Source organism: Rhodoferax sp. LB1P47 (assembly GCF_056521445.1).
Genome location: NZ_JBWMAU010000028.1, coordinates 23,842 through 35,667 on the forward strand (window position 1 = coordinate 23,842; position 11,826 = coordinate 35,667).

The window sequence follows — 11,826 nt, forward strand, 5'->3', positions numbered from 1 at the left end:
GCCATTTGGACTCAGCGCTGCGTGGGCCGTCTGCGAAAGCCCAGCAGCGGGTGGTACTGCCAGCGCGGGTCATCTTCGCTCTTGGGCAAATCGATGGTGCCGTACTGCCGGGCGCAGTCTTCGGGCGGGATGCCCAAAGATTGGGCCAGGGTTTTGAGTGCTTCGATGTAATCGGTCGTGCCCCAGGGGACGATGCTGTCGCTGTGCGGCAAGGCGACGCGCTGCAAGCGGCTGTCGGCCTGGTTGGTGGAGACGCCATCGTCAGCCATCACCCAGAACGCGAAGTCGTCACCCTCGTCATTCGGCAGCAGCCGGAACTGTTCCCGCCCTTGGTCGTCTTTGCGAAAGCGGGTGCAGGCCTGTTCGATGGCGGTGTAGTGGCTCTGGGTTTGCCACCAGCGGCGCACCGGGCGGGCGCGGTTGTCGCCGCCATCCAGCATCATGGCCGCCAGACAGGCGTGCTCCAGATCGACCAAGCTGTTGTGTGGGTCCAGCGGCTGGCGCTGGGTGATGCGCGGGGCCGCGTCGATGGTGGCCAGCTCGTCGGCGCGCAGCAGTTGGGTCAGCGAGTGGCTGGACAGGGGAAAATCCTGGCTTTCAAAGCCGGGGCGCTGGAAGGCCGCGCTGCCAGGTTGCTCCAACGCACGCAGATTGGTGTCCAGCAGCACGATGTTGGGCCGCTCCACCAGGCTGGCGCGGTGCCGCCTGATGCGGCCCGCCAGTTGGATGATGGAGCGCATGGACGAGGGCTCGACGATGGCCCAGTCGTAATCGTGGTCGCGGCCGACCTCGGCCACAGGGGAGGCCAGCACGATGAACAGGTGGTCGGTATCGGCTGCACTGCCCTCCAACAAGTCGCGCAGCTCCACGTCCTTGAAAACCGCCTCGGGGTCACCTCTTTGCAGCAAGCGGTCCAGCCGCTGCTCGATGGCCGAGCGCACTAGCAAGGGATGGCGTGAGTGGTAGACGCAGAGATGGATGCGCGTGCCGGGCGGAGCCTCTAAATCCAGCAAGGCGCTTGCCACGTCAATCAGGCGGTCGATGTTCGCCATGCGGATCAAACCAAGGCTCACGCGCTTGCCGGTACTGCGGTCAATGCTATGGTTTTGAGAGTCTGCGTGCAGCGCAAGGGCCTCTTGCAGCAGTACCGCCGCCAGCGCCGGGCGGGCCTCCTCGGGCTGTGGCGACGGCGTGTGCCACGGGACGATGCGCGCACGCCGCCGCAGGTCCGCCACTTGCACGGTGCGCAGGTAGTCCAGGCGTTTTTGTACAAAGGCGGTGTGGGCGGTGGCAAAACTGGCCTCGTCGGCATGGGGGCTGTCTGTCACCCGGTTTTCGTCAAACCAGGCACAGCAGACCTCCAAAGGCCGCCCCGGTACACCCCGGTTGTCTTGAAAGCTGCGGCGGCCCGCCAGGTAGGCGGCAAACAGGCCTTGCAGCAGCGCGGGTGGCAGGGTGGCCGACGACAGCAGCACCCGGCTGCCCAGCAGGCCCGCCATGTGGACCAGCCGGGTCAGGGCGTACAGGTCTTCGGGGCCAAAGTCGTCGGGCTCGTCCAGCACCAGGTCGGAGGTGAGCAGGCGCAGCATGGGCGCGATCTGGTGGCCGCCCCGGGTGCTTTCGCAGGCGGGCATGAGATGGTCTACGGTGCAGACCACCACCGGGGCGTTCAGCAGCTTGTTGGCGCTGTCGCCGGGGCGCTTCTTGTGCGACAGCCATTCGCTCAAGGGGCCGGGCTCGACCGCGCTTTCAAAATGCACATGGGTGTTGTCGGGTAGCAGGGCTTCGGCAGATTCGCTGCCGGTTGCTTGCGTTGCGCTGGCTTTTTGGTGGTGCTCGTACAGCCTGCGCACGGCGCCGCCGCCCACCAGCACTGCCAGGTCGTCCGGCCCAAGGCCCAGGCGGGTGCGCAGAGCTTCGCCGGTTTGCAGCGTCAGGGTGCGCAGCCCCAGCGCAATGGTGAAGCGGGCGCCGCGCTGCGGGTCGGCCAGGCCGTACATGATGCGGCCGTTGGCCAGGGTTTTGCCGCAGCCGGTAGAGGCCATGTTGACGCCAAAAAAGCCCTGCTGTGCCGAGCGGGCTTGGAGCGCAGTGGCCAGGTCAAAGGCTTTGTCTTGCCAGCGAAAGCGAGGGTCGCTGCTGCGCTTTTTGAAACCTTTATGGCGTGCGATGTGGGGCAGCGTGGCTTCCAGGCGCGGCAGGCTGTGGAGAATGCCTTGCGCGGCTTTTTCCACGCCGACCAGGTGCTCGTCCAGGCGTTGTTTGAGGGCACGGTGTCCGTCCGCCGCGATGTCGGTGTTGGCGTAGACCGCGTACTGCGCATCACCCAGCGCGGGCTGTGCGCCTTGGCTGGAATAGTGGTGGTCGGCCAGCATCAAACCCATGCGGGCGACGTGCATGGCATAGGGGTTGTCGGCCAACCAGTCGCCCTGGTGCAGGCTGGGCCGGGCCAACATGCGCTGCGCCACTTTGGCGGCCCGTTTGCGCCATGCGATGCTGGCATCGGGTGGGCCGAGCAGGCCGAAGTCCCAGCAGGACTCCAGGGTTTTTTGGAATTTTTTGGCTTCCTTGGCATCCTCGGGCTTCTCCAGGCTGCCGCACCAATTGGGCGCAATGGCGGCCCAGAGCTTGTCGATCTGGCGGGTTTGCGCGGGTTTGTCACGCGGCGGAACGGGTAGCCGATGGTGGCTGAGTACCAGCCAGCCAATGGTGCGGGCCAAGGGGGCCAGCTGCGCCAGCGGGGCAGACCAGTGCATGCCCGTGCTCCCATCCATGCCATCCCTGCGCAATCGCTTGAGCCAAGTGGTGTCTGGCTTGTCGGCCAACGCGGCCAGGCGAGCCAGCCAGGTGCCATCGTCCTCACCGCCCACAAAAGCCTGGAACAGCCGCAGCGACACCCATTCGTGACGGTACGGGTCGGCGATGGGAGCTGAGGCTTTTAGCTTGGCTTGAAACGCTACGCTGGCCTTGCCAAAGTCATGGAACAGCGCGGCCATGGCGCTCAGCAGGCGGATGTCTTCGGCGGTGTGCCAATCGTTCTCGTCGCTCTGGCGCAGGATGTTGCGCTGCGTGCTGTTGGTGGGCACCGCTCCCTGGTCATTGAACTGGCTGGCATCGCCCACCAGCCATACCAGCTCGCTGTGGTCTTGGCCGCGAATCCAGTGGCAGGCCACGGCGGTGTTGCGGCGGGCGGTTTTCTTGAGCAGCAGGCGCAGGGTGTCCAGGCCTTGCTGGGTGATGGGTGTTTGCCAGGTGCGGTCGCCGCGCCGTTCGGCAAACTGGTCGAGGATGCGGCGGGTTTCGGTGAGTGCGCGTTTGCTGCATTGGGAGACCAAAAGGACGTTCACAGGGCTTGCCTTCCTACCGTTACCGCCACGTCTTTCAGGGTGTCGATCATGAAGTCCAGCGCTTCGGTGCGGGTGAGTTTGTCGATGCAGGCGCGGCGAAAAGCCTGCTCGTCGTCGCCGCGCATGGCCGAGATGAAGGCTTGCGGCAAGATCACTGCGTCTTTGACCAGGTCCGCCACGTCAAACACCAGGCCGCCGCGCCGGGTCTTGCCGTGCAGCACGGCCAAGCCATGGGGCAGGCCCAGCACCCAGGTGGCGCTGGCCGCCAGGCCGTAGGCGAGGTAGTTACCGTGGTCCAGAAAGCGGTTGGCAGGGTCAGCCCCGCTGCCGCGTTTACCACGTACGAAGTCGCCATAGTTCACCGCACGGGCGGCGAACTTGTAGAGCTGTTTGGTCAGGCGGGCTTCGTCGGTGAGCAAAATGGTTTGGTCTGCCGCGTGGTCTATGGCTTGCAGGGCTTCGGTCAAGGCGGCTTCCAGCACCAGTGCATCACCGCCAAAGCCTTCATCCCGCAGCGGGCGGCTATGCAGCCAGTGCTCGCGCACCCGGGCAATGCGGGCGCGCTGAAATGCCTTGGCCGCCTCCAGCCGCAACGCATCGGTAAACCAGAATTTCACCCATTGCTGCAAATATTCGGTAGGGCGGTATTCGCTTTGCGGCGAAAACCAGGCCATTTCGATATCCACCTCATTCGCGCTAAACAGCGGCGTGCCACCGCCGCCGCAGAACCCCACCAGCACCCCGGCCTTGGCCAGTTCGCGCATCGCCGCCTGGGTGACCGAGGTGCCGGTGCCCAGCATTACGGTGACGGTGTTGGCGATGGGAATGTTCCAGTACAAAGAGCGCTTGCCTTCGTCTGTGACGTACTCCACCCGGCCGCCGTTGACCAGCACGCGGCAGTGCTCCAGGTAGTAGATGTTGGCGCGCTTGGAGTGCAGGATGGATTTCAGGTCGCTAGGGCGGATGTCGTCCGTTGGCATGGGGGCCTTGTGTGCTGTGGTCTCGCGTCCAGTATCGCCCCCCGTCAAGGCCCCACGCTAAACGCCACCGGCGGGGCCCGCACGGCGATGGCTTCGGGCCGGGTGGCGTTGCGCACCAGCGTCAGCCGGGCGGTGTAGGCGCCTTTGGGTGGGTTCAGCCAGGCTTCGGTTTGGCCGGATTTGAAGTTCAGCACCTCCGGCTTGGCGCCCTCGCGGTCCAGCACCAGGCGGAAATAATGCGTATCCAGCAGCTGCGCGGCAGCGGGGGCTAGGTTGAAGCCCGACGCATGGAAGGCCAGGCGAAACGGGGGCTGTAGCGTGTCGCCCGCCGCCAGGCCGAGGATTTCCACCCGGGGCGGCCCCAGCGCCTGCGCCTGCGTTTGGCCCGTGTGCTGCGGGGCGACGGTGATGTGGATCGCCTTGCTGTAGACGAAGTAAGGGATGTGCCCCTGGTCCGCCAACACCAGTTGCAGCCGGTAGCGGCCGGGCTGCAGGTTCAGCGCCGTCTCCATCTGGCCCTTGCCAAAGTGGATGTACTGGCTGGTAAATGGCAGGGGTTGGGTGAAGTCCAGCGGCAAGCCCTGGTTGACCAGCAAATGGTGGTGTCCGGCCAGCCCCACTTTGTGGCCCGCAGGCACGATGCCCCGCAGGGACAAACCAAAGCGCACGGCCACCGGCGATTGCACCAAGGCGCCGTCTTGCAGGTTGCTGAAATACGCCTGCGGGCTGTGCTGGGGCGATACAAACAGCCAGGGGTGGTCGCTGTTGCTGCTGCTGTCGCTCTTGGGCGTGGCGCGGGCATTTGCCGCCCACACCGGCATGGCCACCAGAGCCAGCAGGCCCACAGCCGCCCATCCACCCCACCGTCTGCCCGCTATCCCACATCGATCCCACATGCAAAAACTCTTTCTCTGGTTGTTATTCGCTCCCCACCAGGCTGCGTGCAGCGCTGGATAGGCGGGTTTTATAGCATCCACCCTGGCTGCGTCTGTTAAAACAGTCCTACTCCATTTTTTTAGCGTTTAACTTGTCCATGTCCGCCCCCACCGCATCCTCCCCCGCCACCCTCCACTGGACCGAAGCCGACCAGCCCCAGTCTGCCCACTGGCGTTCCGAACGCGGCGCACCTGCCCCGAAGCGCGTGGTGCTGGCCGACGACACGATGTCGGCCGATTCCGCCTACCGCCTGGCCTGCGAGGGCACGGCCCTGCTGTGGCGCGGCGATTTCCACAACGCCCGCCAGCTGCTGCAAGCGATTGCCCGGCGCATCGACAAAACCCCGGCCCGCAAGCTGCGCAAGGCTCCCAAGGAAGCCGCTGCCCCGGCCGAGGCCTTCCACCTGTACCGCCAAGCCCAGGCGCAGCGTGCGCGGGTGCTGAACATGCTGCTGATACCCGTCAACGCCGACTACAGCATCCCGCTGCGCCGCGCCCCCAATGTGCATGCGGCCTGCCTGGCAGCCTGGGGGCCAGCGGATTTGGCAGCGGGCGCTTCGGTGGTCACGCTGCGCGAACTGCAAGGCCTGACCAGCACCCATGAATGGCGCCGCAAGGGGATTGAAATTCCGGCGCTGGGCGAGGCTCCGCTGAACCGCATCCACCCGCACTACGGCGTGTTTTCGCCGGTGCGCGGCGAGTACATCGACCTGGTGGCCCAGGCCCCTTTGCCTGCGGCAGGGGTGGCGTTCGACATCGGCACCGGCACCGGCGTGCTGGCCGCCGTGCTGGTGCGGCGCGGCGTGGTCCAGGTGGTGGCCACCGACACCGACCCCCGCGCCCTGGCCTGCGCCCGCGACAACCTGCACCTGCTGGGCGTGGCCAAGCAGGTACAGGTGCTGCACACCGATCTGTTCCCCGAAGGCTTGGCGACGCTGATCGTCTGCAACCCACCGTGGCTGCCCGCCCGGCCGGGTTCACCGATCGAGCACGCGGTGTACGACGAAGACAGCGCGATGCTGATGGGCTTTTTGGCCGGGCTGAAAGGCCACCTGGCACCCGGCGGCGAAGGCTGGCTGCTGCTGTCCGACTTTGCCGAGCACCTGGGCCTGCGCACCCGGGCCGAACTGCTGGCCGCATTTGAAACCCACGGCCTGCGCGTCATTGAGCGCCTGGACGCCAAACCCCAACACCCCAAGGCGACGGATGCCACGGCGGCACTGCATGCGGCGCGGACGGCCGAAGTGACATCACTGTGGCGATTGGCGTCGGCGGGAATTTAAGGAAAAACAGCCTCTAGCGCTTATATAACCTGCGCTAGTAGCTATTATTTATGCAGCAAGCTGAGGGTGCCGCAGTCAAGGCGTTTTGGGCGCTGCGTCGCATGTCCGTAATGCTTTGCCGTCCAGGGCGGTTTTCAGGCCGTCCAGCTGGGCTTTCAAGGCGGCATTGACCTCGGGCAGACGCAGCTGCATACCCTGCATTTCGGGGCGGCCTGGCACCACGCGGGCGGTACGCACGCCGCGCTGGGTAACCTCGGCCAGCATTTTGTTGGCGGCGGCTTCGCTGCTAAACACACCGAGCGACAGGCCGAACTCTAGTGCTTCGTATTTGACGCGCATGCCGCGCAGCTCGGCCTTTTTGCGCTCCAGCAGCTCGGCGTTGGGGTAGCGGCCCATGTAGACGATCCAGCGGCCCGGCTCCACTGCGGGCTCCAGGCTCCATGATCCGGTGGGCAGCGCATCGGCCAGGGCTTTGGCCAGCAGCGTGCCGCGTTCCACCTCGAACAGGCCTGCGGTCAGGCATTCTGTGGGCTCGGCCGGGGCGCTGGCCACGGCGGTGGGGGCCGAGGCGGCTTCGGCGCGGCGCGGCGGTACCAGCAGCACCATTTCGGGGCGGATTTGCTGCGCCAGCCGTTGCGGCTCGGACGTGGCGGCGGGGGCCAGCCCATAGGCCGCCAGCAGGCCCTGCGACCACGCGAAAAACACGCCGTTGGCCAGCAGCAAAAATAGAACGGCGGCACGCAGCATGGGTTAATTTCCTTCTTTGACAGCCACAGGGCGGACGCTGACTTCGGCGCTGGTCACCGTCTGCATGCCCTCGGGGGTTTGTACCCGCAGGCCGCCCAACGCGTCCACGCCACGGGCCATGCCCACGGTGCCGTTGCTCAAGGTGATGGCCCGGTCCAGCAGCACATCGCGCTGGGTAAATTGGGGCTGGAACGGCGCGAACCCGGCCAGCGCAAAGGCTTGCAGGGCCTGCACCAGCGGGGCGGCGATACGCAGCAGGGCGGTACCCGCATCCACACCCGGCAGCATTTCTTGCAACCAGGCGGGGGCGGTGGACAGACCGGTGGCATCCCGGTGCGTGATGTTCAGGCCGATGCCCACCACCGCTATCCGTCGGGATTCAGGCTGCTCGCCCATACCCGCTGTTTCAATCAAGATGCCGCCCAGCTTGCGGTCGTTGAACCACAGGTCGTTGGGCCATTTGAGCCGCACCTCCGGGTGCAGGCTATTGGCTACGCTGACGCCCACCGCCAGCGACAGGCCCGACCAGTCGGCGGGAGCCAGCGGCAGCGCTAGCGAAAAGGTGAGCGAATCGCCGGTTTGGCTGTGCCAGTCGCGCCCCAGGCGGCCCCGGCCAGCGGTTTGCTGCTCGGCCACCAGCAGGGTGGGCTCGTAATGTCCGGCCCGCACGCGGCGCATCAGCTCGCTGTTGGTCGAATCGATCTGCGGCAGCACCTCGACCGTGAAGTCGGGCAGCAGCGGGTAGACGGCCTCCCAGATGGACTCTGCCGGCCAGATCATTTGCGCAATTTGCTGATGCGGCGCTTGGGGGCCAGCAGCGTGCCCCGGCAGCTGGGCGCACCGCACCAGCAGGGGTATTCGGCCTTGAGCTTGGGGGTGTAGCGCTCTTCCAGCATCAGGCCGTAGTCGTAGTTCAGTTCTTCGCCCGCCGCAATATCGCGCAGGGCCATGATGAAGATACGGCCGCTGCGCTCGTCGGTTTCGCAATTCGGCTCGCAGGCGTGGTTGATCCAGCGGGAAGAATTGCCGCCGTAATTCGCGTCGATCACCCGGTCTGCATCCACATGGAAGTAGAAGGTGTGGTTGGGCTGCGCGGGGTCGTGCGGGTGGCGCTCCTGGGCTTCGTCCCAGGAGATGACTTCGCCCACGTACTCGGCCACCACCGACCCTTCAGCGATATCTTGCAGGGCAAAAACGCCCTTGCCATGTACGCCAGACCGGCGCACCTGGATGCGGCGGCCGGTATTTGTGGCGGCTTTCGGTTGCTTGGATGAAGTCAAGGGCAAAACTCTGTTAACTTAAATAAGGGAACCGAATGTGTGCAATGGCACACAGGTGGTGGCAGATTGTAGAAGTGGCCTTGACACGACAAAGGCCGCTGCCCCCCACAGAATTCAAAAATTGGCGAAATTCCTATGACAAAAACCTTGGTGATTGCAGAAAAACCGTCTGTTGCGCAAGACATCGTGCGGGCGCTCACGCCCACAGCGGGCAAGTTTGAAAAGTTTGACGAGTATTTCGAGAGCGAAAAGTACGTGGTCACCAGCGCGGTGGGCCACCTGCTGGAAATCCAGGCCCCGGAAGAATTCGACGTCAAGCGCGGCAAGTGGAGCTTTGCGCACCTGCCCGTCATCCCACCGTATTTCGACCTCAAACCCGTCGATAAAACCAAAACCCGCCTGAACGCCGTAGTCAAACAGGCCAAGCGCAAAGATGTCACCGACATCATCAACGCCTGCGATGCGGGCCGCGAGGGCGAGCTGATCTTTCGCCTGATCGAGCAGTACGCGGGTGGCACCAAACCCCTGAACAAGCCGGTGCGCCGCCTGTGGTTGCAGTCCATGACGCCGCAGGCCATCCGCGACGGCTTCAACGCGCTGCGGTCTGAAGCGCAAATGCAAGGGCTGGCCGACGCAGCCCGTTCGCGCTCCGAGGCCGACTGGCTGGTCGGCATCAACGGCACCCGTGCCATGACCGCGTTCAACTCGCGCGACGGCGGCTTCTTTTTGACCACCGTGGGCCGGGTGCAAACCCCCACCCTGTCGGTGGTGGTGGAGCGCGAAGAAAAAATCCGCAAATTCATCAGCCGCGACTACTGGGAAGTGCACGGCAGCTTCCAGGCCAATGCCGGTGCCTATCCGGGCAAATGGTTCGACCCGCAATTCAAGAAGCCGCCCCCCGGCCCCGACGGCCTGCCCGACCCTGAGCAGCGCGCCGACCGCGTGTGGAACGCCGCCGAGGCCCAGGCCATTGCAAATGCCGCCCGGGGCAAGCCCGCTACCGTTACGGAAGAAAGCAAGCCCACCACGCAGGCATCGCCCGCTTTGTTCGACCTGACATCGCTGCAACGCGAGGCCAACAGCCGCTTTGGCTTTAGCGCTAAAACCACCTTGTCGCTGGCCCAAAGCCTGTACGAGCGCCACAAGGCCCTGACCTACCCGCGTACCGACTCCCGCGCCCTGCCCGAAGACTACGTGCCCGTGGTGCACGAAACCATGGCCATGCTGGCCAACAGCGGCATGGCGCACCTGGCCCCGTTTGCCAAGCAGGCGGTGGCGAATAACTACGTCAAGCCGACCAAGCGCGTGTTCGACAACAGCAAAGTTAGCGACCACTTTGCCATCATCCCCACGCTGCAAGCCCCCAAAGACCTGAGTGATGCCGAGCAGAAGCTGTACGACTTTGTGGTGCGCCGCTTCATGTCGGTGTTCTTCCCCAGTGCTGAATACCAAATCACGACGCGTATCAGCACGGTGGCCGTGGAAGCGAAGAAGTACGCCTTCCGCACCGACGGAAAAGTGCTGGTCAAACCCGGTTGGCTGGCCATCTACGGCAAGGAAGCCGTGAACGACGACGATGAAAAAGACGGCAAAAACCTGGTCATCGTGCGCCCCGGCGAAGTCGTACAAACGATCGCCGCCGACCCCAAGGCCCTGAAAACCCGGCCCCCCGCCCGCTACTCCGAAGCCACCCTGCTGGGCGCTATGGAAGGCGCAGGCAAGACCATCGACGACGACGAGCTGCGCGAAGCCATGCAGGAAAAGGGTTTGGGCACACCCGCCACCCGCGCCTCCATCATCGAAGGCCTGATCGCCGAGAAGTACCTGCTGCGCGAAGGCCGCGAAATGCTGCCCACCGCCAAAGCCTTCCAGCTGATGACGCTGTTGCGCGGCCTGGGCGTGGAAGAGCTGTCCAAAGCCGAGTTGACGGGTGAGTGGGAATACAAGCTGGCCCAGATGGAGCGCGGCCAACTGACCCGCGAAAGCTTCATGGCCGAGATTGCCGGCATGACCGAGCGCCTGGTCAAAAAAGCCAAGGAATACGACCGCGACACCATCCCCGGCGACTACATCACCGTGGCCACGCCCTGCCCCAACTGCGGCGGCATCGTCAAAGAAAACTACCGCCGCTACACCTGCACCGGGGCCGACGGCCACAGCGACGGCTGCGGCTTCTCGTTCGGCAAATCGCCAGCGGGCCGCACCTTCGAGCGTGCCGAGGTCGAGCAATTCATGCGCGACCGCAAGATCGGCCCGCTGGAGGGCTTCCGCTCCAAGGCAGGCTGGCCATTCACCGCCGAGATGACCATCAAGTTCGACGAAGAAACCAAGAACTACAAGCTGGAATTCGACTTTGGCGACGACAAAAAGGGCGAAGAATCTGGCGAACTGGTGGACTTTGGCGACGCGCCTTCGCTGGGCAACTGCCCCAAATGCGGCAGCCCGGTTCACGAGCATGGTGCCAACTTTGTCTGCGAGAAAACCGTGCCCACGCTGGCCCAGCCCACCCCCAGCTGCGACTTCAAAAGCGGCAAGATCATCTTGCAACAGCCGGTAGAAAACGCCCAGATGGCCAAGCTGCTGGCCACCGGCAAAACCGACCTGCTAGATAAGTTTGTCAGCATGCGCACCCGCCGCGCCTTCAAGGCCCACCTGGCCTGGGATGCAGAAGCGGGCAAGGTGAACTTTGAATTTGCCCCCAGCAAGTTCCCGCCCCGCCCCGGTGCAGCGGCCAAGTCTGCCGCCAAAGCCGCCCCGGCGAAAAAGGCGGCTCCGGCCAAGAAGGTCGCTGCCGCGAAAAAAGTGCCCGCCAAGAAAGCCGCAGTCAAAAAAGCCAGCACCGGCAGCGGCGGCCTGACCCCCAGCGCCGCCCTGGCCGCCGTGGTGGGTACAGACCCGCTACCGCGCCCGCAGGTCATCAAAAAATTGTGGGACTACATCAAGGCCAATAACCTGCAAGACGCCACCAACAAGCGCAACATCAACGCCGACGCGCTGCTGGAGCCGGTGTTCGGCAAGCCGCAGATCAGCATGTTTGAGCTGACCGGGCTGATTGGCAAGCATTTGACGTAACCATCAATTGCTATCAAAAAAAGAGCTGCTAGCGCAGGTAGTACCTGCGCTAGCAGCTCTTTTTACGGCTCTCTTCCGTTTCGGGTGGTACACCACTACCCCCACTCAGATCATGGACGAATCCTTGCTTTTTGAAGCGGATTGGGAGGTAAGTGAGAAAGCTTGCCAGCAATCAAGAAGGC

Annotated in this window: 8 protein-coding genes; 2 read left to right on the forward strand and 6 right to left on the reverse strand. The window is 64.4% G+C overall.

The window, feature by feature from the left end:
- Window positions 1-11 precede the first annotated feature (11 nt).
- The 3 genes from cas3f to AC0969_RS19210 are packed head-to-tail and all read right to left on the reverse strand — an operon-like array spanning window position 12 to window position 5,172.
- Window positions 12-3,347 (reverse strand): type I-F CRISPR-associated helicase Cas3f, encoded by a 3,336-nt coding sequence (gene cas3f, locus AC0969_RS19200; protein WP_479625755.1) that lies wholly within the window; start codon window positions 3,345-3,347, stop codon window positions 12-14.
- The gene (gene cas1f / locus AC0969_RS19205) at window positions 3,344-4,327 is read right to left on the reverse strand and encodes a type I-F CRISPR-associated endonuclease Cas1f (protein ID WP_479625756.1); all 984 of its coding nucleotides are present in this window, start codon (window positions 4,325-4,327) and stop codon (window positions 3,344-3,346) included. The genes cas3f and cas1f overlap by 4 nt, the downstream gene beginning before the upstream one ends.
- Before the next feature lie 44 nt (window positions 4,328-4,371).
- On the reverse strand, window positions 4,372-5,172 hold the full coding sequence (locus AC0969_RS19210) for a DUF4399 domain-containing protein (RefSeq protein WP_479625757.1): 801 nt from the start codon (window positions 5,170-5,172) through the stop codon (window positions 4,372-4,374).
- A gap of 188 nt (window positions 5,173-5,360) precedes the next feature.
- On the opposite strand from AC0969_RS19210, the gene AC0969_RS19215 reads away from it, so the two are divergent.
- Window positions 5,361-6,545, forward strand: a complete 1,185-nt coding sequence (locus tag AC0969_RS19215; RefSeq protein ID WP_479625758.1) for a methyltransferase — start codon at window positions 5,361-5,363, stop codon at window positions 6,543-6,545.
- 75 nt (window positions 6,546-6,620) lie between these two features.
- Here the strand turns inward: AC0969_RS19215 and AC0969_RS19220 are convergent, their stop codons facing one another.
- Genes AC0969_RS19220 through AC0969_RS19230 form a run of 3 tightly spaced genes read right to left on the reverse strand, consistent with a single transcriptional unit; the run spans window position 6,621 to window position 8,572 of the window.
- Complete coding sequence (locus tag AC0969_RS19220) at window positions 6,621-7,292, reverse strand: SPOR domain-containing protein (protein WP_479625759.1); 672 nt, start codon at window positions 7,290-7,292, stop codon at window positions 6,621-6,623.
- A 3-nt stretch (window positions 7,293-7,295) separates the two neighbouring features.
- Window positions 7,296-8,072 (reverse strand): biotin--[acetyl-CoA-carboxylase] ligase, encoded by a 777-nt coding sequence (locus tag AC0969_RS19225; RefSeq protein WP_479625760.1) that lies wholly within the window; start codon window positions 8,070-8,072, stop codon window positions 7,296-7,298.
- Window positions 8,069-8,572 carry an SET domain-containing protein gene (locus tag AC0969_RS19230; RefSeq protein WP_479625761.1) on the reverse strand — a complete coding sequence of 168 codons (504 nt, stop codon included), beginning with the start codon at window positions 8,570-8,572 and terminating at the stop codon, window positions 8,069-8,071. Before AC0969_RS19230 ends, AC0969_RS19225 begins: the two co-directional genes overlap by 4 nt.
- A 135-nt stretch (window positions 8,573-8,707) precedes the next feature.
- On the opposite strand from AC0969_RS19230, the gene AC0969_RS19235 reads away from it, so the two are divergent.
- Window positions 8,708-11,644, forward strand: a complete 2,937-nt coding sequence (locus AC0969_RS19235; RefSeq protein ID WP_479625762.1) for a DNA topoisomerase III — start codon at window positions 8,708-8,710, stop codon at window positions 11,642-11,644.
- The last annotated feature ends 182 nt before the right edge of the window (window positions 11,645-11,826 follow it).

Bases quoted from the DNA above. Each gene is read 5' to 3' on its own strand.
- cas1f (WP_479625756.1), bottom strand. From the start codon at position 4,327: ATGCCAACGGACGACATCCGCCCTAGCGACCTGAAATCCATCCTGCAC.
- AC0969_RS19215 (WP_479625758.1), top strand. From the start codon at position 5,361: ATGTCCGCCCCCACCGCATCCTCCCCCGCCACCCTCCACTGGACCGAA.
- AC0969_RS19220 (WP_479625759.1), bottom strand. From the start codon at position 7,292: ATGCTGCGTGCCGCCGTTCTATTTTTGCTGCTGGCCAACGGCGTGTTT.
- AC0969_RS19225 (WP_479625760.1), bottom strand. From the start codon at position 8,072: ATGATCTGGCCGGCAGAGTCCATCTGGGAGGCCGTCTACCCGCTGCTG.
- AC0969_RS19235 (WP_479625762.1), top strand. From the start codon at position 8,708: ATGACAAAAACCTTGGTGATTGCAGAAAAACCGTCTGTTGCGCAAGAC.